Source organism: Pseudarthrobacter sp. NamE2 (assembly GCF_005796205.1).
GTDB lineage: Bacteria > Actinomycetota > Actinomycetes > Actinomycetales > Micrococcaceae > Arthrobacter.
Window position 1 is genome coordinate 85,646 of sequence record NZ_VAHN01000010.1, and the last position, 21,404, is coordinate 107,049.

At 65.9% G+C, this 21,404-nt stretch carries 16 protein-coding genes and 1 tRNA gene; 15 read left to right on the forward strand and 2 right to left on the reverse strand.

All coding sequences use genetic code 11. The features are described 5' to 3' along the window. Window positions 1–7 precede the first annotated feature (7 nt). Window positions 8–463 carry a MarR family winged helix-turn-helix transcriptional regulator gene (locus FDW83_RS12975; protein WP_138138576.1) on the forward strand — a complete coding sequence of 152 codons (456 nt, stop codon included), beginning with the start codon at window positions 8–10 and terminating at the stop codon, window positions 461–463. A 190-nt stretch (window positions 464–653) separates the two neighbouring features. Here FDW83_RS12975 and FDW83_RS12980 read toward each other — a convergent pair. Together FDW83_RS12980 and FDW83_RS12985 are read right to left on the reverse strand one after the other, a co-directional pair. Beyond that, window positions 654–729: transfer RNA gene (locus FDW83_RS12980), tRNA-Lys, on the reverse strand. A gap of 259 nt (window positions 730–988) precedes the next feature. Continuing rightward, window positions 989–2,095 (reverse strand): hypothetical protein, encoded by a 1,107-nt coding sequence (locus tag FDW83_RS12985; protein ID WP_138138513.1) that lies wholly within the window; start codon window positions 2,093–2,095, stop codon window positions 989–991. A 261-nt stretch (window positions 2,096–2,356) separates the two neighbouring features. Here FDW83_RS12985 and ilvD point away from each other — a divergent pair, with 261 nt between their 5' ends. The 14 genes from ilvD (at window position 2,357) to FDW83_RS13055 (ending at window position 21,376) form a co-directional block, all read left to right on the forward strand. Continuing rightward, window positions 2,357–4,075, forward strand: a complete 1,719-nt coding sequence (ilvD, locus tag FDW83_RS12990; RefSeq protein ID WP_138138514.1) for a dihydroxy-acid dehydratase — start codon at window positions 2,357–2,359, stop codon at window positions 4,073–4,075. 385 nt (window positions 4,076–4,460) lie between these two features. Then, entirely contained in the window at window positions 4,461–6,368 is a 1,908-nt protein-coding gene (locus FDW83_RS12995; protein ID WP_138138515.1) for an acetolactate synthase large subunit, read from the forward strand. A gap of 2 nt (window positions 6,369–6,370) precedes the next feature. After that, a complete protein-coding gene (gene ilvN / locus FDW83_RS13000; RefSeq protein WP_138138516.1) occupies window positions 6,371–6,883 on the forward strand; it encodes an acetolactate synthase small subunit in 513 nt (170 codons plus the stop codon). An 83-nt stretch (window positions 6,884–6,966) separates the two neighbouring features. Then, on the forward strand, window positions 6,967–7,992 hold the full coding sequence (gene ilvC / locus FDW83_RS13005) for a ketol-acid reductoisomerase (RefSeq protein ID WP_138138517.1): 1,026 nt from the start codon (window positions 6,967–6,969) through the stop codon (window positions 7,990–7,992). Window positions 7,993–8,119: 127 nt separating this feature from the next. Continuing rightward, on the forward strand, window positions 8,120–9,709 hold the full coding sequence (gene serA / locus FDW83_RS13010; RefSeq protein WP_138138518.1) for a phosphoglycerate dehydrogenase: 1,590 nt from the start codon (window positions 8,120–8,122) through the stop codon (window positions 9,707–9,709). 219 nt (window positions 9,710–9,928) lie between these two features. Next, a complete protein-coding gene (locus FDW83_RS13015; protein ID WP_138138519.1) occupies window positions 9,929–12,724 on the forward strand; it encodes an ABC transporter permease in 2,796 nt (931 codons plus the stop codon). Then, window positions 12,721–13,476 (forward strand): ABC transporter ATP-binding protein, encoded by a 756-nt coding sequence (locus tag FDW83_RS13020; RefSeq protein ID WP_138138520.1) that lies wholly within the window; start codon window positions 12,721–12,723, stop codon window positions 13,474–13,476. Before FDW83_RS13015 ends, FDW83_RS13020 begins: the two co-directional genes overlap by 4 nt. Window positions 13,477–13,510: 34 nt before the next feature. Continuing rightward, window positions 13,511–15,070, forward strand: coding sequence for a methionine--tRNA ligase (metG, locus tag FDW83_RS13025; RefSeq protein ID WP_138138521.1), 1,560 nt, complete (start codon window positions 13,511–13,513; stop codon window positions 15,068–15,070). Window positions 15,071–15,141: 71 nt separating this feature from the next. Beyond that, a complete protein-coding gene (locus FDW83_RS13030; RefSeq protein ID WP_138138522.1) occupies window positions 15,142–16,194 on the forward strand; it encodes a 3-isopropylmalate dehydrogenase in 1,053 nt (350 codons plus the stop codon). A gap of 99 nt (window positions 16,195–16,293) precedes the next feature. Continuing rightward, window positions 16,294–17,406 carry a branched-chain amino acid aminotransferase gene (locus FDW83_RS13035; RefSeq protein ID WP_138138523.1) on the forward strand — a complete coding sequence of 371 codons (1,113 nt, stop codon included), beginning with the start codon at window positions 16,294–16,296 and terminating at the stop codon, window positions 17,404–17,406. 77 nt (window positions 17,407–17,483) lie between these two features. Then, window positions 17,484–18,215 (forward strand): MBL fold metallo-hydrolase, encoded by a 732-nt coding sequence (locus FDW83_RS13040; RefSeq protein WP_171027556.1) that lies wholly within the window; start codon window positions 17,484–17,486, stop codon window positions 18,213–18,215. Between the two features lie 36 nt (window positions 18,216–18,251). Then, complete coding sequence (locus FDW83_RS13045) at window positions 18,252–19,028, forward strand: fumarylacetoacetate hydrolase family protein (protein ID WP_138138524.1); 777 nt, start codon at window positions 18,252–18,254, stop codon at window positions 19,026–19,028. A 54-nt stretch (window positions 19,029–19,082) separates the two neighbouring features. Then, window positions 19,083–20,597 (forward strand): glutamate--tRNA ligase, encoded by a 1,515-nt coding sequence (gltX, locus tag FDW83_RS13050; RefSeq protein WP_138138525.1) that lies wholly within the window; start codon window positions 19,083–19,085, stop codon window positions 20,595–20,597. Then, window positions 20,597–21,376, forward strand: coding sequence for an HAD family hydrolase (locus tag FDW83_RS13055; RefSeq protein WP_138138526.1), 780 nt, complete (start codon window positions 20,597–20,599; stop codon window positions 21,374–21,376). Before gltX ends, FDW83_RS13055 begins: the two co-directional genes overlap by 1 nt. Window positions 21,377–21,404: the final 28 nt, after the last annotated feature.

Genomic DNA, 21,404 nt, shown 5'->3' on the forward strand with positions numbered 1-21,404 from the left:
GCCTGATATGGAGCACTGGCCCACGGGGCGCCTTTTGTCCACAGCGGCGCGCCTCGTCGAACACTCATGGAACGAAAAACTTGGCGCCATCGGTCTGACCCACGCCGGCGTGATCGCCATCGAGGTCCTCGACGCACAGGGTCCGATGACCCAGGCACAGCTTGCCCAGTACGTGCGCGTGCAGGCCCAGACAATGGGCAAAACCCTCAGCCGGCTTGAGGCGCACGGGCACATCGCGCGCGTGCGCAGTACCTCGGACCGCAGGAGCCATGTGGTGTCCCTGACCGAACGGGGGAAGGAAGCCGTCGCCGCCGCCGTGGAGATGGAGCGTTCCGTCCTGGCCTCCGCTTCCATTGACCCCGAGGTCCTGCGGCAGGAACTCAAGGCAGTGGTGCGGGAGCTCGCGAGCCAGTTCGCCACGACGCCCGGCGAGGCTGCAGCTTTGGTAAAAAATTCCCCTTAGCTCCTGCTTCGTTAATCCGGATGCGCCCTGGCGTGGCTGCAACTTTTCCAGTTGCGGTCACGCCTTTTTCTTGCCCTTTGATCATCCCGTTCCACGCGGACCAGGGCCTATTCAGGCGGAGTGCATTTATGCGATTAAAACAAAAACAGCCTCCGGTTCGTGTTTCCACGAACCGGAGGCTGTTTTCCAGTGGTGCACCCCCCGGGACTTGAACCCGGAACCCATTGATTAAGAGTCAATTGCTCTGCCAATTGAGCTAGAGGTGCATCTTTTCTGTTTCAGTCATCAGGGCTTTTCTTTCCCCGTTGACCTCCGCAACGACATGAAACTCTACACGAACTTCTGGTGCATGTGAAATCGGGCGCTCCAGGGCGGGGTGGCTCGCCTTCCCCATGGCAGAAACAGCGGAAAATCAAGGTTTTTCAGGCCCTGTCCGCCGTCGGGACCCCGGCTGCAGGGTCGGACCGGGGGCCCCGGGGCAGGCTGCACGACAATGTGAATTGGGGCACAGGACCGGGGTGCCGGCTAGAGGCGCCTCCGCCGCGGGGCGCGGAAGCCGGCAGCTTCGGCATGGGCCGCCGATTCGAACCAGACATCGGCGCGCGTCTGCCCGTAGTCCGGGTGTCCTTCCTCGTAGTACACCATCGCGCCCGCATCGCCCTTCACGCCGTAGTTGGCAGGGCCGCTGCCGTCCGCAGCCGGCGGGGCCGAGCCCTCGCCATACGGCTCCTGCGCGGCAAGATGGCTGGCAGGTTCCGGCGCCAGTCCACCCGCCCCCGATGCACCCCCTGCCCGGTCCTGCGCTGTATGGTCGGCGCCTTCCTCCACCAGTGCAGAGGACTGGGTGCGGTCGTGCAGTTCCGCGGCGGCAGCGCCGGCCGGAACTGCCTGGCCGCCGGCGGTGCCTGCGGAGGCGGCAGCCCCGGACGGTGAATCTTCCCCAACCGACGCCCCTGAAGCGGAGCGGCCGGCCACGGATGTTCCCTGAGCGGCAATGGGAGTGCCGTCGTCGTTCGCATCTTCCAGCGCTGCGGTCTCGGCGCCCGGCAGGGTAGGTGCGTGCGGCCCGGTGTACTCGGGATGGTGGGCCGGCCGGGTTTCGCCGCCCTGCGGTTGCTGTCCCGGTTCAGCCTTGGCCGCTGCTTCAGGCGCAACGGTTGTTGCCGGCGCGGGACTCGTTGTCCCGGCGGGTGCTCCGCCGCTCGCCTCGGACCACTGGGTTTCCCATTCGGCCTGGTCCTGCCGCCGGCGCTCGTCGCGTGAACCTTCCCCTGCCGTGTCCCTGGTGCCCCCGGCAGCCTGGCCGGCCGTCCCGGCCACTGCCGTGGCGCCTGAACCCTTCCGCTCCTGGGTGGAGGCGCCGGCAGGAGCGGAAGCCTGCGTCGGTTCCCCAGCCGTGGAGGGTGCCGACGGCTCCGCCGGGCGGCCAAAACCGGCGGCGCCGGCATTGCCCGCGGTTGCCGCTGCATCGGCAGAGGCAGCGGCGCCGCCCGAGGACAGCGCTCCGTCAGCGCGCGTTGCATCCGCAGGCTTCGTCTCCGGCCGCGCTCCCGAAGAACTGCTCCGGTTCAACAGCCACCAAATAATTCCTACAACGACGATGATCAGAATGACCCAGAAAACTGTGTCCACGGCAAACCCTTTCAGTCAGGATGGCAAGGCGTCCTGACCCCGACGCTACGTGGGGCGCCTTAAGCTGTCCAGACTTTGTCCCAAAGGGTGGACTAACCCGGCAGCGCGATTGGCGCGCGGCACGTTGCAGAGCCGCCGCCGGACGCGGCGTCTCAATATTCGAGATGAAAGTCCACTATGTGAAGAAAATATTCGCCGTTTTTGCCCGCATCCGGGCGCCAGCGGTCTTTCCCGCCCGCGCGGAGCAATAGACTTTCCCCTATGAGCGACACCCAGATCGAAACCGAGAACAAGCCTGACATCAAACCCCGGAGCCGGGTCGTAACCGACGGTATCCACGCTGCGCCGGCGCGCGGCATGTTTCGGGCGGTCGGCATGGGGGACGACGACTTCGCGAAGCCCCAGGTTGGTGTCGCGAGCTCGTGGAATGAAATTACTCCCTGCAACCTGTCCCTGAACCGGCTGGCACAGGGCGCCAAGGAAGGCGTCCACGCCGGCGGCGGCTTTCCCATGCAGTTCGGCACCATTTCCGTCTCGGACGGCATCTCGATGGGCCACGAAGGCATGCACTTCTCCCTGGTTTCCCGCGAAGTCATCGCCGACTCCGTTGAAACCGTGATGCAGGCCGAGCGCATCGACGGTTCCGTGCTGCTGGCCGGCTGTGACAAGTCCCTTCCGGGCATGCTCATGGCCGCCGCCCGCCTGGACCTGTCCAGCGTCTTCCTCTACGCCGGTTCCATCATGCCCGGCTGGGTCAAGCTCGAGGACGGCTCCGAAAAGGAAGTCACCCTCATCGACGCTTTCGAGGCCGTCGGCGCCTGCGCCGCGGGCAAGATGAGCATGGAGGACCTCACTCGCATTGAAAAGGCCATCTGCCCCGGCGAAGGTGCGTGCGGCGGTATGTACACCGCCAACACCATGGCCTGCATCGGTGAAGCCCTCGGCATGTCCCTGCCCGGTTCCGCGGCCCCGCCCTCGGCAGACCGCCGTCGTGATGAATTTGCCCGCAAGTCCGGCGAAGCGGTGGTCAACCTGCTCCGCCTGGGCATCACCGCGCGCGACATCATGACCAAGAAGGCCTTCGAGAACGCCATCGCCGTCACCATGGCCTTCGGCGGCTCCACGAACGCGGTCCTGCACCTGCTGGCCATTGCCCGTGAGGCCGAGGTTGAACTCACCCTGGACGACTTCAACCGCATTGGCGACAAGATCCCTCACCTCGGCGACCTGAAGCCCTTCGGCCGCTACGTCATGACCGACGTCGACAAGATCGGCGGCGTGCCCGTCATCATGAAGGCGCTGCTCGACGCCGGCCTGCTGCACGGCGACTGCCTCACCGTTACCGGCAAGACCGTTGCCGAGAACCTCGCCGCGATCAACCCGCCTGATGTGGACGGCAAGATCCTGCGCGCGCTGGACAACCCCATCCACAAGACCGGCGGCATCACCATCCTGCACGGCTCGCTGGCCCCGGAAGGCGCCGTCGTCAAGAGCGCCGGCTTCGACGCCGACGTCTTCGAAGGCACCGCCCGCGTGTTCGAACGCGAACAGGGTGCGCTGGACGCGCTGGACAACGGGCAGATCCAGAAGGGCGACGTCGTCGTCATCCGCTACGAAGGCCCCAAGGGCGGCCCGGGCATGCGCGAAATGCTCGCAATCACCGGCGCCATCAAGGGCGCGGGCCTGGGCAAGGACGTCCTGCTCCTCACCGACGGCCGGTTCTCCGGCGGCACCACCGGCCTGTGCATCGGGCACGTTGCCCCGGAAGCGGTGGACGGCGGCCCTATCGCCTTTGTGAAGGACGGCGACCGGATCCGCGTGGACATCGCCGCCCGCAGCTTCGACCTGCTGGTGGACGAAGCAGAGCTCGAAGCCCGCAAGGTGGGCTGGCAGCCCCTGCCGGCGCGGTACACCAAGGGTGTCCTGGCCAAGTACGCCAAGCTGGTGCACAGCGCCAGCACCGGCGCCTATTGCGGCTAGGGCAGGCGTCGCCGGGCTAAACCACCGGGATGGTTGAGCAGGGCGGGCCCGGGCGATCCAACTGGGTAGCGCCAACTGTCGTAATGGACGTCCAAGACGACAGTCAGTGCTACCCAGTTGGGAAGACGCGCCAAAAGGTGGACAATGTTGTCCACATGGTGAGATTGGTGGAGGCCTCGTTGACACCCATCCCACCAGAGGGAAAACTGAACGCATGACTTTCGTTACCGTCGGCACCGTCGTCGTCCTTACCAAGCGCGTGGCATATTAGCCTCCACTGGTAACGAACCGTCACGCGCAAACCCCTCAAAGAGCCGCCAAGGCTGAGGGGTTTTTTTATTTCCCGCTGTTTCCAAACCACAGATGATCCACAAGGAAGAGTCCGATGAGCAAAGGATCGCCGATCAGCCCCTCGCTGTTGGCTACCAAGTCCGCTGGAGCCGCCAAGGCTCCGGAACGCGCCGACCGTACGGCTGACCATGCCGCCGTCGTCGCCGACCTTGCTGCCGTCTCTCCTGTCCTTGGGCCGAACACCGTTGTACCCCCAACGGTGATGACCGGCTCGCAAGCTATTGTCCGCTCGCTCGAAGAACTCGGCGTCGACGATATTTTCGGTTTGCCTGGTGGCGCGATCCTGCCCACCTACGACCCCTTGATGGCCTCCACCATGAATCACGTGCTGGTCCGTCACGAACAGGGAGCCGGCCACGCCGCGCAAGGCTACGCCATGGTAACCGGACGGGTCGGCGTGTGCATCGCCACCTCCGGACCCGGTGCCACCAACCTCGTTACCGCCATCATGGATGCGCACATGGACTCCGTGCCGCTGGTGGCCATCACCGGCCAGGTGTCCAGCGGCGTGATCGGCACCGACGCCTTCCAGGAAGCCGACATCGTGGGCATCACCATGCCCATCACCAAGCATTCATTCCTGGTCACGGACCCCAACGACATTCCGCATGTCATGGCCGAGGCTTTCCACCTGGCCTCCACCGGCCGTCCCGGTCCCGTCCTCGTGGACGTGGCCAAGGACGCCCAGGTGGGACAGATGACCTTTTCCTGGCCGCCGAAAATCGACCTGCCCGGCTACCGACCCGTCACCCGCGGGCACAACAAGCAGGTCCGCGAGGCCGCCAAGCTGATCGCCGCGTCGACCAAGCCTGTCCTGTACGTGGGCGGCGGTGTGGTCAAGGCCCACGCCAGCGCCGAACTGCTGGCCCTTGCGGAGGCCACCGGCGCCCCCGTGGTCACCACCCTGATGGCCAAGGGCGTTTTCCCCGATTCGCACCCGCAGCACGTGGGCATGCCCGGCATGCACGGCAGCGTCTCCGCCGTCACCGCCCTTCAGCAGGCCGACCTCCTCATCACCCTGGGTGCACGGTTCGACGACCGTGTCACCGGCGTGCTCAAGACCTTCGCCCCGAACGCCAAGGTCATCCATGCCGACATCGACCCCGCGGAAATCTCCAAGAACCGCACCGCCGACGTGCCCATCGTCGGATCGGTCAAGGAGATCATCCCGGAGCTGACCGACGCCGTACGTGCGCAGTTCGATGCCTCCGGCACTCCGGACCTCACCACGTGGTGGGCGTTCCTGAACAACCTCAAGGAAACCTACCCGCTTGGCTGGACGGAACCGGACGACGGACTCACCGCACCGCAGAAGGTCATCGAGCGCATCGGCGCCCTCACCGGCCCCGAAGGCGTGTACGTGGCCGGCGTCGGCCAGCACCAGATGTGGGCCGCGCAGTTCATCAAGTACGAACGCCCGCGTGCCTGGCTGAACTCGGGCGGCGCCGGAACCATGGGTTATGCCGTTCCAGCGGCAATGGGCGCCAAGGTGGGGGAGCCGGACCGCGTGGTCTGGGCCATCGACGGTGACGGCTGCTTCCAGATGACCAACCAGGAACTTGCCACCTGCGCCATCAACAACATCCCCATCAAGGTTGCTGTCATCAACAACTCCTCCCTGGGAATGGTGCGACAGTGGCAGACCCTCTTCTACGAGGGCCGCTACTCCAACACGGACCTCAACACCGGCCATGACACCGTCCGCATCCCGGACTTCGTCAAGCTGGGGGAGGCCTACGGCTGCGCCTCGTTCCGGTGTGAACGCGATGAGGACATCGACGCCACCATCCAGAAGGCACTCGAGATCAACGACCGCCCCGTGGTCATCGACTTCGTGGTGAGCCCCAACTCCATGGTGTGGCCGATGGTGCCCGCCGGCGTGAGCAATGACCAGATCCAGGTTGCCCGCAACATGACCCCGGAATGGGAAGAAGAGGACTGACCATGAGCCGCCACACACTTTCCGTCCTGGTTGAAGACAAGCCCGGCGTCCTGACCCGCGTGGCGAGCCTCTTCGCCCGCCGCGCCTTCAACATCAACTCCCTCGCCGTGGGCCCCACCGAAGTGCCGGGTATCTCCCGCATGACGGTGGTGGTCGACGCAGAAGGCGACCTGATCGAACAGGTCACCAAGCAGCTCAACAAGCTGATCAATGTCATCAAGATCGTTGAGCTGACCTCCGAATCTTCCGTACAACGCGACCACATCCTGGTCAAAGTACGTGCGGATGCCGCAACACGCCTGCAGGTCACCCAGGCTGCAGACCTGTTCCGCGCCTCAGTGGTAGACGTTTCCACCGATTCCGTTGTCATTGAGGCCACTGGCCATCCCGATAAGCTCACGGCACTGCTCTCGGTGCTGGAGCCCTTCGGCATCCGCGAAATCGTGCAGTCCGGCACCCTGGCCGTTGGACGGGGATCCCGCTCCATGAGTGACCGGGCGCTGCGCTCCGCCTAGGCGACTGCCTGGGGCGGACCGCCGCCCGTAACCGCAGCACCACCAGTACGTATCTACAAAACCACTCAAGAGGAGTTACGCAAGTGACTGAAATGTTCTACGACGACGACGCCGACCTGTCGATCATCCAGGGCCGCAAGGTTGCCATCGTCGGCTACGGCTCCCAGGGCCACGCCCACGCGCTGAACCTGCGCGATTCCGGCGTCGACGTCGTGATCGCCCTGCAGGAAGGTTCCCGGTCCAAGGCAAAGGCCGAGGACACCGGCTTCACCGTCAAGAACGTCGCCGACGCCGCCGCATGGGCCGACGTCATCATGATCCTTGCGCCGGACCAGCACCAGCGCTCGATCTACAACGAGTCCATCAAGGACAACCTCGCCCCGGGCAAGGCCCTGGCCTTCGCGCACGGGTTCAACATCCGCTTCGGCTACATCCAGGCACCGGAGGGCGTCGACGTCATCCTCGTCGCCCCGAAGGCACCGGGCCACACCGTCCGCCGCGAGTTCGAAGCCGGCCGCGGCATCCCGGACATCATCGCCGTCGAGCAGGACGCCTCAGGTTCCGCCTGGGAGCTGGCCAAGTCCTACGCCAAGGCCATCGGCGGCACCCGCGCCGGCGTCATCAAGACCACCTTCACCGAAGAGACGGAAACGGACCTCTTCGGCGAGCAGGCAGTCCTGTGCGGCGGCGTGTCCCAGCTGGTCCAGTACGGCTTCGAGACCCTGACCGAAGCCGGCTACCAGCCGCAGATCGCGTACTTCGAGGTCCTGCACGAGCTCAAGCTCATCGTTGACCTTATGTGGGAAGGCGGCATCGCCAAGCAGCGCTGGAGCGTTTCCGACACCGCCGAGTACGGCGACTACGTTTCCGGCCCGCGAGTCATCACCCCCGAGGTGAAGGAAAACATGAAGGCCGTCCTGGCCGACATCCAGTCCGGTGCCTTCGCCAAGCGGTTCATCGAGGACCAGGACAACGGCGGCATCGAGTTCAAGGAACTGCGCGCCAAGGCCGAGCAGCACCCGATCGAGGCCGTCGGCCGCGAGCTGCGCGCCCTGTTCTCCTGGCAGCAGCAGGACGTGGACTACGTTGAAGGCTCCGCAGCGCGCTAATTGCTGCCGGGGACGTACCCCTTCAATGCCCAGGTGAGGCCGGGCTCACTCTTAACAATGTGAGCCCGGCCTTTCCGTCGGCCTAGACTTGTTTCCATCCCCAGGACTGCAACGCAGAGGATCAGCCGTGTCAAAACCCGTAGTACTGCTCGCCGAAGAACTTTCCCCCGCCACCGTCGAGGCCCTTGGCCCGGACTTTGAAATCCGACAGACCGACGGCGCGGACCGGTCCCAGCTGCTCACGGCGATCAGCGACGTTGACGCCATCCTGGTCCGCTCCGCAACCCAGGTGGACGCCGAGGCCATCGCCGCCGCGAAGAACCTCAAGGTCATCGCCCGCGCCGGCGTGGGACTGGACAACGTGGACATCAAGGCCGCCACCCAGGCCGGCGTCATGGTTGTCAACGCGCCCACCTCCAACATCGTCTCCGCCGCGGAACTCACCGTGGGCCACATCCTCAGCCTTGCCCGCCACATCCCGCAGGCCAGCGCCGCCCTCAAGGACGGCGAATGGAAGCGCTCCAAGTACACGGGCATTGAACTGTTCGAAAAGAAGATCGGCATCATCGGCCTGGGCCGGATCGGTGCCCTGGTGGCAGCCCGCCTGAAGGGCTTCGACACCAAAATCCTTGCCTACGATCCCTACATCACCTCCGCCCGCGCCGCGCAGCTCGGCGTTCAGCTGGTCACCCTGGACGAGCTCCTGGCCCAGTCCGACTTCATCACGATCCACATGCCCAAAACCCCTGAAACCGTGGGCATGCTGGGCGCCGACGCCTTCAAGAAGATGAAGAACACCGCCTACGTTGTCAACGTTGCCCGCGGCGGCCTGGTGGACGAGGACGCGCTCTTCACGGCCCTGCAGGACGGCGAGATTGCCGGTGCCGGCGTGGACGTCTTCGCCAAGGAGCCCAGCACCGACCTTCCGTTCTTCAAGCTGGACAACGTGGTCGTGACGCCCCACCTGGGTGCCTCCACGGACGAAGCCCAGGAAAAAGCAGGCGTCTCCGTGGCCAAGTCCGTCCGTCTGGCCCTCGCCGGCGAGCTGGTTCCGGATGCCGTCAACGTGGCCGGTGGCGTCATCGCCCCCGACGTCCGCCCGGGCATCCCGCTGATCGAGAAGCTGGGCCGCATCTTTACCGCCCTGACCCACGATTCGCTGACCCAGTTCGACGTCGAGGTGGCCGGCGAAATCTCCTCGCTCGACGTCAAGGTCCTGGAACTCGCAGCGCTGAAGGGCATTTTCGCCGATGTGGTGACCGAGCAGGTCTCGTACGTCAACGCACCGGTGATCGCTGAACAGCGCGGCATCAACGTCCGCTTGATCACCACCCCGGAAACCGAGTCGTACCGCAACGTCCTGACCCTGCGCGGCGCCCTCAGCGACGGCAGCCAGATCTCCGTGGCCGGCACCCTGACCGGCCCCAAGCAGATCCAGAAGCTGGTGGGCATCAACGGCTTCGAGGTCGAGATCCCCATCAGCGAGCACGTCGTGGTGGTCGGCTACACCGACCGTCCTGGTGTCATCGGCACCATCGGCCACATTCTGGGCATGAACAACATCAACATTGCGGGCATGCAGGTGGCCCGCCACGACCAGGGCGGCCAGGTGCTCGCGCTGCTTACCGTGGACAGCTCCGTGCCCCAGCAGGTCCTGGACGCCATCAAGGCAGGCATCGGTGCCGAGATGGTCCGCGAAGTGGACCTGGAGGACTAGCCTCCCGGGTTCCAGGGAAACGCCGTACCCGCGGCTGCCGCCCGGCGTGTCCCGGCGGCAGCCGCAGATGGTTGGCCGGTCTGCTTACAATGGCTTGGTCCTGTTTCAGGACCGGGCCGGCAGGCCGGCCAATATTTTTTGCACATCCGTCCGTAGTCGTCCATGCCCGCCGCGAACGGACACGTTTGTGCGCACGCAATCCAGGTTTCAGGGAGTTCCATGAACGCCGTCCAGAGGTTCATCAGAAGCAAAGTGCTGCTGTTGACCGCGGCCATCTTGATCGCAGCAATGTGCTTGTCGGTCCTCGTCCAAAGCCAGTCGCAGGCTGCACTCAACCGGACAGTGGATGAAAATTCACGGGGACTGTACGACGTCCTGGTCCAGGCCAAGGCGCCTGCCGGGGCACTGCTGCAGCCCGAGATCGCCACGGGCACCGGCGGTATCAGCTTTGAGCAGCTGGAGTCGATCAGGAAGCTTTCCGGCACGTCCGTGGCCGCACCCATCAGCCTGGTCTCGCGCGTGACGCAGAACCTGGAGTCCCCGCGCCTGGACGCCATGGACTACCTGGGCTACAACGCCGGGCTTGCCGGGACCGCCACTGCCGACCAGGCAGCGGGTGCCACCGCCCCGGAGCAGTGGCCTGCCGCCGAGTCGGTACTCAGCGACGAGCCAAAGAAATACCGCCTCACCGCAAGCGCCGTGAGCTCCGACGGCGTTTCCGAGCAGACGCTGTTCAAGTCCACCGCCGAAGGAAGCCTGGGCAAGGCAAAGCTCGTTGAGGAGCGGGCGGCCGGCGGCAGCAGTATCCGCATCGCTGCTCCCGAGGGTGAAACGGGCATCAAGTTCCCGGCGCCTGCGGGTGGCTCCGAGCACAACCTCTTCAACCTGTCGGTGTCCCTGCCGCTTGCGCCGGAAGTCACGGAATCCGTGGTGGCAGTGGACCCCGCCGCCGAACGGGCCCTGCTGGGTTCCGCGGGCGACTTCCTGGCACCGCTGGAAAAGGCGCCGCCCGCGGACGCCCGCGACGCCGGTGCCATTGGACGCTACTTCGAGGGCCTCTTCACCACCGGTATCAGCCTGGACCAGCTGGACGAGGGCCCCGACTTCCTGGGCGTGAAGCTCAAGTACTGGGCGCCCATGATGACCCAGTACCAGCAGGCAAGGCGCAGCGGCCAGCTGACTGCGGACTCCCAGGCCATTCCGCTGATCGTCCGTTCCGGCACGTCGCTGGACCTGACGTACAACGTCAAGATCGAGGAAATTAACGACGCCGGCAAGGTAGTCAAGGACGTCGGCACCGTTTCCCGCTCGCTGGGCAAGGATTACCTGCCGTTCGTTTCGAAGGAGCCCTTCGTGCTGTCCTGGCCGGGCTCCACGGACCATTCATCCCTCCTGGGTGCCGGCGGAAACTTCAACCAGGGCCTGTACACCCCGGCAAAGTGGAGCACGGACTTTGCCGCGGCGCCGAAGTACACCGACGGCGAGGCCGCTGCCAACGGCGCGGTGGGCAAGACGGCAGTTCCCGGCGAGTGGGTTACGGTCAACCGCCTGCCGGAGAAGAGTGCCAACGGTGCGCCGGTGGACCAGACCCAGCGCGAACCCGTGGACGAGCGCTCCTACCGCGAGAACCTGGCGGCGGGGGAGCAGGCCGCGGCGCCGCTTCCCATGGTCTACGGAACCTTCGACCCGGCGGCGGTTGCAGAGGCGGCCGGCGACGTCAACAAGCTGCCCCTGGGCGGGTACGACCCCACCCCCTTCACGCTGGTGGAGGACGCCGAAGGCAAGGACGTTGATCCCAAGGAGCTCGAGCCGTCGCTCAGCGCCACCGGCCTGGCCAGCCAGTCCGCCGGCGCCATCACCGACTATTACGGCCTCGCGGCGGCCCGGGGCTACACGGAAAACGCGGACGTCATCGACGCCGTGCGGGTCCGCGCCAAGGCGCCGGGCAGCTGGAAGGAAGCCCAGCCCGAGGTTGAGAAGCTCGCCGGCGATATCCGGGCCATGGGGCTGGAAGCCACTGTCGTTGCCGGCTCTGCCCGCGAGGATGCCAGCATTTTTGTCCCCGGCTACTCCAAGGACGACGCCGGCAAGGAATCCCCCCTGGGCACCGTCCAGCAGTCCTGGGTCCGGCAGAACGCTGCGGAAGCCGTTACCGGTTCGCTGTCCGGCACCAATGTCACCCTGTTGTTCCTGACGCTGTGCGGTGCCGCCCTGCTCACCGGCGCGTCCACCGTGAGCTACATCCGCAAGCGCCGGAGCGAAGCGGGCACCCTCCGTGCCATGGGCTGGACGCAGCGGCGGATCCGCAGCTGGGTCCTCGAGGAGTTCGGCGTCGGAGCCGTGCTGCTGGCCGCCGCCGGCCTGGTGCTGAGCCTGGTCAGCTGGAGCGTTTCCACGGCGCTGGTCTGCGTTGCAGTGCTGGTCCTGTACGCGGGTGCCGCCCTCTTCGCTGCCCGGCAGTTGCGCCACCGCGACGTCATCGACCAGGAGCCGCAGCATGACGAACGTTTGATTCCGGTGGACTCGCCGCTGACGTTCGCCAACAGGCAGTTGGGGACCAACAAGTTCAACACCCTCGCGCTGGCCATCGCCGTCGGCGTCTTCGGCGCCGCTGTTGGCGGACTGGTGGCCCTGCTGATCGACATCCCCCGCGCCGCCGGAGCCAGCGCACTCAGCGGTCTCGCGGCCGCGGCCGTGGCACTGCCAAGCATCCTGCTGGCCCTCGCCGGCGTGGTGGTCGGCCTGGTCCTGACCCTGGTGACGGGCCGGTTCGAGCTGCAGGCCAAGCGCCAGTACCTCGGCATCCTGGAGGCGATGGGCTGGAACCCGGATATGCTCCGCCAGGTCCGATTGTTCGAAAATGCCCTGGTGGGAACCGTGGCACTGCCGCTGGGCGTGCTGGGCGCCCTCGGCATCGGCCTGCTCCTGGCCCCCTACGCCGCCCTGTGGGCAGGCGTAGCAGGCCTCATCGCTGTTCTCTGCTGGATACCGATTTCAACGAAAGTGGTCCAATGACAAACCCGACCCATGTCCAGCGGAGCCGCAGGAGCGGCTCCGGCGAGGTTCCCCTGCAGACCCGCGCCAACACCATCGTCAAGGCGGCGGACCACGCCACCCCGCTGGAACTGAGCGACATCACTATCCGCTACGGCGGAGGCAAGGGCGGCGCCGAGCCGGTCAGCGTCGTGGAGGGCTTCGACCTGACGCTGCACGCCGGCGAAATGCACTGCGTCGCCGGCCGGAGCGGCTCCGGCAAGACCAGCATCCTGACCGTCGGCGCGGGACTGACGCTGCCGACGTCGGGCCGCGTCTTCTGGGAAGGCGATTCCCTCGAAAGCATGGGCGATGACGAAATCGCCGACCGCCGTCGGGCCCTTATTGGCTACGTTGACCAGGGCGGCGCGCTGATCGACGGCATGAGCGCCCTCGAAAACGTCCTGCTGCCTGCCGTACCCGACGGCGAAGTGGAGCAGCGCCGGGACATGGCCAAGGACCTCCTGGACCTGGTGGGCCTGGGCCGCCGGATGCGGCACCGTCCCGCGCAGCTGTCCGGCGGCGAACGCCAGCGCGTCGCGATCGCCCGGGCCCTCATCCTGGGCACCAGGGTCCTGGTGGTTGACGAACCCACCGCAAGCCTTGACCGTGCCTCCGCCAACCGCATCATCAGCATCCTGAAGGACACCACGAACGATGGCATTGCCGTCCTGGTGGCGTCACACGACCACGAACTGGTCCGGCTCAGCGATACCCTGACTGAACTGATCTAGCCTGTCCCTCCGCACCGAAGGTAACCGTCCGCCCGTGACTGCTTCAGAGAAAACGCCGTTCTACCTCACCACGGCCATCACCTACCCCAACGGCGTACCGCACATCGGCCACGCCTACGAGTACATTGCCACCGATGCCATGGCCCGCTTCAAGCGCCTGGACGGCTATGACGTGATGTTCCTGACCGGCACCGATGAGCACGGGATGAAGATCGCCCAGACGGCTGAGAAGGAGGGCATCAGCCCCAAGGAACTGGTGGACCGGAATGCGGAGATCTACAAGGCGACGCACGCGGCCCTGGGGATCAGCTACGACCGCTTCATCCGGACCACGGACGCGGACCATTACGCGGCATCGCAGGCCATCTGGAAGAAGATGGAAGCGAACGGCGACATCTACCTGTCCAAGTACGAGGGCTGGTACTCCGTCCGGGACGAGGCTTTCTACGGCGAGGACGACACCGTGGTCAAGGACGACGGCGTGCGGTACTCGAAAGAGACGGACACCGAAGTGACCTGGACGGCCGAGGAGAGCTACTTCTTCAGGCTGTCCGCCTACCAGGACAAGCTGCTGGCCCTTTACGAGGCGCAGCCCGAGTTCGGGGCACCGCAGTCACGGTTCAACGAGGTCATCAGCTTTGTCCGGCGCGGGCTGGAGGACCTTTCGATCAGCCGCACCACCTTCGACTGGGGAGTGCCCGTTCCCGGCAACGACAAGCACGTGATGTACGTGTGGGTGGACGCGCTGACCAACTACCTGACCGGTGTTGGGTACCCGGACATCGATTCGGAGAAGTTCCGGAAGTTCTGGCCCGCCGACGTGCATATCATCGGCAAGGACATCTCGAGGTTCCACGCCATCTACTGGCCGGCGTTCCTGATGAGTGCCGGACTGGAACTGCCCAAGCGGGTCATGATCCACGGCTTCCTGCACAACAACGGCGTCAAGATGTCCAAGTCGCTGGGCAACGTGGTGGCTCCGGCCGACTTCGTTGAACAGTACGGCCTGGACCAGGTGAGGTTCTTCTTCCTCCGTGAGGTTCCCTTCGGTGCCGACGGAAGCTACAACCATGAGGCGATCGTGGGGCGGATGAACTCCGACCTCGCCAACAACTTTGGGAACCTGGCCCAGCGCTCCCTCTCGATGGTTGCCAAGAACTGCGCCGGCGCCGTTCCCGTCCCGGGCGAATTCACTGCCGCGGACACCGCAATCCTTGAGCAGGCCAGGGGACTCCTCGAAGCCGCCCGGGCGGCCTTCGACAAGCAGGAATTCAGCCGTGCCCTCGAAGCCATCTGGGGCGTCCTGGGTGACACCAACGCCTACTTTGCCGAGCAGGCCCCGTGGGTCCTGCGGAAGACCGACGTCGAACGCATGAACACCGTGCTCTACGTGACGCTGGAAGTGCTGCGGATCGTCACCATCCTCGCCCAGCCGGTCATGCCCAATGCCGCGGCCAGGCTGCTGGAGGCGCTGGGCCAGGCCGAGGGGGATGCGCGGCAGTTCCAGGCCATCGCGACGCCGATCGCCGCCGGTACGGCCCTGCCCGCACCCACCCCTGTCTTCCCCAGGTATGAGGAGCCGGCAGAGGTGTAGGCGCAGGGCGCTCTTGTTCAAGATTTGAGACGCGTTGACCGCCATATGGATGACTTGGCTACCCTGAAAGCATGAGCGCATCCTCCATCGATCTTGCAGTAATTCCCGGCGACGGCATTGGCCCTGAGGTCATCGCCGAGGCAGTCAAAGTACTGGAAAAGGCCGTGGCCGCTGAAGGCGTGGAGCTCAAGCAGACGCACTACAAGCTCGGAGCCGAGCACTGGCTCGAAACCGGTGAAACCCTCCCGGACGAAGTCCTGGCGGACCTGCGCACCCGCGATGCCATCCTCTTCGGTGCGGTGGGCGCGGCGCCGGGTGACACCCGTATCCCGTCCGGGATCATCGAGCGCGAAATGCTCCTGAAACTGCGGTTCAGCCTGGACCACTACGTAAATTTGCGGCCGTCCCGGCTTTACGGGACGGTGGGCAGCCCGCTGGCCAATCCGGGCAGCATCGACTTCATTGTGGTGCGGGAAGGAACCGAAGGACCCTATGTGGGCAACGGCGGCAGCCTCCGTGCCGGCACTCCGCACGAGGTGGCCACGGAAGTCTCGCTGAACACCGCCCACGGTGTGGAGCGTGTGGTGCGCGATGCCTTCCGCCGTGCCAGCACACGCGAACGCAAGCACGTGACCCTGGTCCACAAGCACAACGTCCTGGTCTACGCCGGCCATTTGTGGAAGCGCACGGTCGAAGCCGTTGCCAAGGAATTCCCCGAGGTCACCCACGACTACCTGCACGTGGACGCGGCCACCATCTTCATGGTCACCGATCCGTCCCGCTTCGACGTGATCGTCACGGACAACCTCTTCGGCGACATCCTGACCGACCTCGCCGCGGCAGTCACCGGCGGCATCGGCCTGGCGGCGTCCGGAAACATCAACATGGACCGGACCGCGCCATCAATGTTCGAACCGGTCCATGGCTCCGCCCCGGACATCGCCGGCCAGGGCAAGGCAGACCCCACGGCAGCCATCCTCTCCGCGGCGCTGCTGCTGGACCACTTGGGCTACACCCGGGCGGCCAATCGGATTGAAGCGGCAGTGGTGGCCGACGTGGAAAAGCGCGACGGCGGCGCACGCAGCACCAGTGCCGTCGGCGACGCCATCGCAGCAGGCCTGTAGCGCCGGGCCTGCCGGCATCGGGCGTAAGCTTGTCTCGAATTACCAAATGCTGCCCTGCCGTTCAGCGCTGAACCCGGGGTGGCCGATCGTGGAGGAACCATGACCCAGACTGCCCACGGCGTCGAATTCAACCAGCACCTTTCGGCCAACCCGAAATCTGCTGAAGAGCGTGCAGCCATCCTGGCGAACCCGGGATTCGGCAACCACTTCACCGACCACACCGCCATCGTGGACTACAGCGTTGATGCGGACGGCAACGGCGGCTGGCACAATCCCCGGATTGAGGCCTATGGCCCGATCACCCTGGACCCCTCCGCGGCAGTGTTCCACTACGGCCAGGAAATTTTCGAAGGGCTCAAGGCATACCGGCACGCTGACGGTTCGGTGTGGACCTTCCGTCCCGAAGCCAACGCCGCCCGCCTCAACAAATCCGCACGCAGGCTGGCCCTGCCGGAGCTCCCGGCCGAATACTTCCTGGGAGCCATCCGCGAGCTCGTTGCAGCCGACAGGGAATGGGTGCCGTCCGGGGACGGCGAGGCCCTCTACCTGCGGCCGTTCATGATCGCCACGGAGGCCTTCCTGGGCGTCCGTGCCGCCCGCGAGGTCTCGTTCCGCGTGATCGCCTCGCCGGCGGGCAACTATTTCGGCGGCGAACTCAAGCCGGTTTCCATTTGGATTTCCCGGCAATACGCTCGGGCAGGCCGTGGCGGTACCGGTGACGCCAAGTGCGGCGGAAACTACGCCGCTTCGCTCATCGCGCAGCAGGAGGCCGAGGCCAACGGCTGCAAGCAGGTGCTGTTCCTGGACCACTTCAATGACGATGCTGTGGAAGAACTCGGCGGCATGAACGTGTTCTTCGTGATGAAGGACGGTTCGCTCGTCACCCCCGCGCTGACCGGGACCATCCTGGAAGGCATCACCCGGATGTCCGTCATCCAGGTGGCCAAGGACATGGGCCGGGAGGTGGCCGAGCGCAAGATCACCCTTGACGAGTGGCGCGAGGGCGTGGCCTCCGGCGAAATCACCGAAGTCTTCGCCTGCGGCACCGCCGCGGTCATCACCCCCATCGGGGTGCTGAAGGACGCCACCGAATTCATCGGCTCCGAGGACGCCAAAGCAGGGGAGACCACCATGGCCATCCGCGAGAAGCTGCTGGGCATCCAGACCGGAACGGTGCCGGACACCCACGGCTGGCTGACCCGCCTGGCCTGAGTGCCATACCGCCCGCACCCTTGCTCCAGCGCAGTTCCGGCCTGACCCGGTTCATCCTTGCCCCCAACCCCGGGCCCATGAGCCTGGACGGGACCAACTCCTACGTGCTGCAGGCCCCCGGGACTCCCTCGGTGGCGGTGGTGGACCCCGGCCCGCTCGAGGAACCCCACCTGCGGGCACTGGCGGACTCCGGAGACGTTGAACTGATCCTCGTCACCCACCGCCACGCCGACCACACCGCGGGGTCCGCCCGGCTGCAGGAACTGACGGGAGCGCCGGTCCGTGCGGCGGACCCTGCCCACTGCCACGGCGGCGGGCAGCCGCTCCGGGACGGCGAGGTGATCCATGCTGCCGGAGTGGAAATCACTGTGCTGGCAAGCCCGGGCCACACGTCCGATTCCGTGTGCTTCCACCTGCCCGGTGACGGCGTTTACGGCTCCGTGCTGACGGGGGACACCATCCTGGGCAGGGGCACCACCATGCTGGACTTTCCCGACGGCACCCTGGGAAGCTACCTCGCCACACTGGAAAGGCTCCAAGCGTTGGGGCCGGCCACAGTCCTGCCCGCGCACGGTCCGGTCCTGCCGTCGCTCGAGGCCGTCGCCAGGGACTACCGCCTGCACCGGCAGGACCGCCTGGACCAGATCCGTGCTGCTCTCGACCGGCTGGGCCGGGACGCAACCGCCGGTGAGGTGGCAGACGCCGTCTATTCCGACGTCGTACCTTCCGTCCGGCGGGCAGCCGAACAGTCCGTCGCCGCCCAGCTCCATTACCTGCGCAAGGAAGCCGGGCAGGCATCCGGCCGGTGACAGGCCGCCACTGCGCGGAACGGTAGGGTAGGGGCCATGCGTATTGCCAGGTTTGTTGTCGATTCTGATCCCCTGTACGGCGTTGTTGAAGGAGAGCCCGGCAGTGAGGAAATCACTGTCATCCACGGCGACCCCTTCTTCAATGGAGTGGAGCGCACCTCCGTCCGCCACAAGCTGGAGGATGTCCGGTTGCTGGCGCCCATCATCCCCCGCAGCAAGGTTGTAGGCGTGGGACGCAACTTCGTGGAACACGCACACGAGCTGGGCAACGAGGTGCCCGCGCAGCCGCTCCTGTTCCTGAAGCCCAATACCGCCGTCGTGGGCCCCGGTGACCCGGTGATCCTGCCGGAATTCTCCGAGGAGATCTCTTTCGAGGCGGAACTGTGCGTGGTAATCGGCCGGATCTGCAAGGACGTACCGGAGGACCGTGTGGATGACGTCATCTTCGGCTACACCTGCGGCAACGATTTCACCGCGCGGGACGTCCAGAAGTCCGACCTGCAGTGGACCCGCGCCAAGGGCTTTGACACCTCCGCTCCGCTGGGGCCGTGGATCGAGACGGACCTTGACCCCGAGGACCTGCAGATCCAGGCCCGCCTGAATGGCGAACTGCGGCAGGACGGCAGCACCAGCCAGATGATCAGGGGAGTCCGGGAACTCGTGTCCGTGGTCTCCCAGGCGTTCACCCTGCTCCCCGGTGACGTGATCATGACCGGAACACCCGCCGGTGTTGGCCTGGTCAGCCCGGGCGACCGCATCGAGGTGGAGATCGAAGGGATCGGACGGCTGTCCAACCCCGTCGTGCGCCGCTAAGCCGGTCCACCGGGCCGGGAAGGGGGCAGGGCAGGCGGTAAAGTTGAAGCCACTATGACTACCGCTTCTGTACCGCCTGCTGCCGCCATCCCGCCCGTGACCGCCGATACCCCGGTCCGGGTCCGCTTCTGCCCCTCGCCCACCGGCACCCCGCATGTGGGGCTGGTCAGGACAGCCCTGTTCAACTGGGCGTACGCCCGGCACACCAAGGGCACCCTGGTGTTCCGGATCGAGGACACCGACGCGGCGCGGGACAGCGAGGAGAGCTACCACCAGCTGCTGGAGGCACTGAAGTGGCTGGGCATCGACTGGGACGAGGGCGTCGAGGTCGGCGGGCCGCACGAACCATACCGGCAGTCACAGCGGAGCGACATCTACCAGGACGTCATCAAGCGGCTGCGCGACGGCGGGTACATCTACGAGTCCTACTCCACCCCGGAAGAGATCGAAACCCGCCACCGCGCGGCCGGGCGGGACCCCAAGCTCGGCTATGACGGCTTCGACCGGCACCTGACCGAGGAACAGCTCGCCCAGTACAAGGCCGAGGGCCGCGAGGCAGTACTCCGCCTCCGCATGCCGGACGAGGACATCACTTTCAACGACCTGGTACGCGGCGAAATCACTTTCCGCGCCGGGTCGGTCCCCGACTTTGCCGTGGTGCGCGCCAACGGTGCACCGCTTTACACCCTGGTGAACCCGGTGGACGACGCGCTGATGGAGATTACGCACGTCCTCCGCGGCGAGGACCTGCTCAGCTCCACCCCGCGGCAGATTGCGCTGTACCGCGCGCTCCACGCGGTTGGCGTGGCTAAGTACATGCCCGAGTTCGGGCATCTGCCCTACGTCATGGGACAGGGCAACAAGAAGCTTTCCAAGCGCGATCCCGAGTCGAGCCTCTTCCTGCACCGTGAGCGGGGCTTCATCCGGGAGGGCCTGCTCAACTACCTGTCCCTGCTGGGCTGGTCCCTGAGCGCGGACGAGGACATCTTCACCGTGGACCAGCTTGTGGAGCACTTCGATATCCATGACGTCCTGGGCAACCCTGCGCGCTTCGATTTGAAGAAAGCCGAGGCCATCAACGGAACGCACGTTCGGATGCTCTCTCCGGAGGACTTCCGGGAGCGGCTGGCGCCCTACCTGCGCGCTGCGGACCTGGTGGGCGAAATCCTTACGGACCGCGAGGAGGAGATCCTTACGGAGGCGGCTCCGCTGATCCAGGAGCGCATCACCCTGCTGGGCGAGGCCCCGGAGATGCTGGCCTTCCTGTTCAAGGCCGACGACGCCATCGACATCGCTGATGATGCCCGCAAGGGCCTGCCGCAGAACCTGGAAGAGGTCCTGGATGCTGCCATCGCGGCGCTCGAACCGGTGGACGACTGGACCGCGGAGAACATCCAGACCGCGCTGAAGCAGGCACTGGTGGAGGACCTTGGCATCAAGCCGCGCCTCGCCTTTGGCCCGGTCCGCACGGCAGTTTCCGGCCGCCGGATCTCGCCCCCGCTGTTCGAATCCATGGTGATCCTGGGCAAGGAGTCCTCCCTGCGCCGGCTCCGGACCTTCCGCGGCTGATGACTGCCCCCGGCAAGGCGCACGGCGGCGTCCTGGAAACTCCTTTCGGCACCGTACGGGGCGTCCTCTTCGACATCGACGACACCCTGGTGGACCTCGAGTACTCGATGACCACCGCCCTGCGCGAGGTCAGCGAACATCTCCTGCCCGGTTTGGACAAGGCCGGGTGGGAGCGGTTCGGCCGCATCTTCACCCATGAGACCACGCATTACTACGACCAGTACCTGGCCGGTGAGCTGACGTTCAACGAACAACGGCTGCTCCGCGGCCGCGCGGCTCTTGGGCACTTTGGCGTGGAACTGGCTGACGGCGAGGAATCGCACCAGTGGCTCAGCGCCTACATCCAAAGGCAGCCGGCATACGTCAAGCCCTTCCCGGACGTGCTGCCCCTGCTCGACGCCCTGGACAGCGCCGGCATCCCCTACGGAGCGGTCAGCAACAACGTCCACGACTACCAGCGGGCAAAGCTGGACGGCGCCGGCCTGGACCGGGTGACGCACCTGGTGGGCACGGACACCCTTGGGGTGCCCAAGCCCAATCCCGCGATTTACCTTGAGGGCGTCCGGCTCCTGGGTACCCCTGCGGCCGAAACGCTGTACGTGGGGGACAACCGGCTGCTGGACGCGGAAGGTTCGACGGCGGCAGGCCTGCTGGGCGTTTGGCTCAACCGCACAGGGGAGCCCGCACAGGGGTACGACGGCGCCATGGTCGCTTCCCTGGACCAGCTGGTCACCCAGATCACACCCGGCCGATTTGTGCGGGCAGAAAGTCTCGGGTAGAGTAATTTCTCGTGCTGAGGGGCACGGA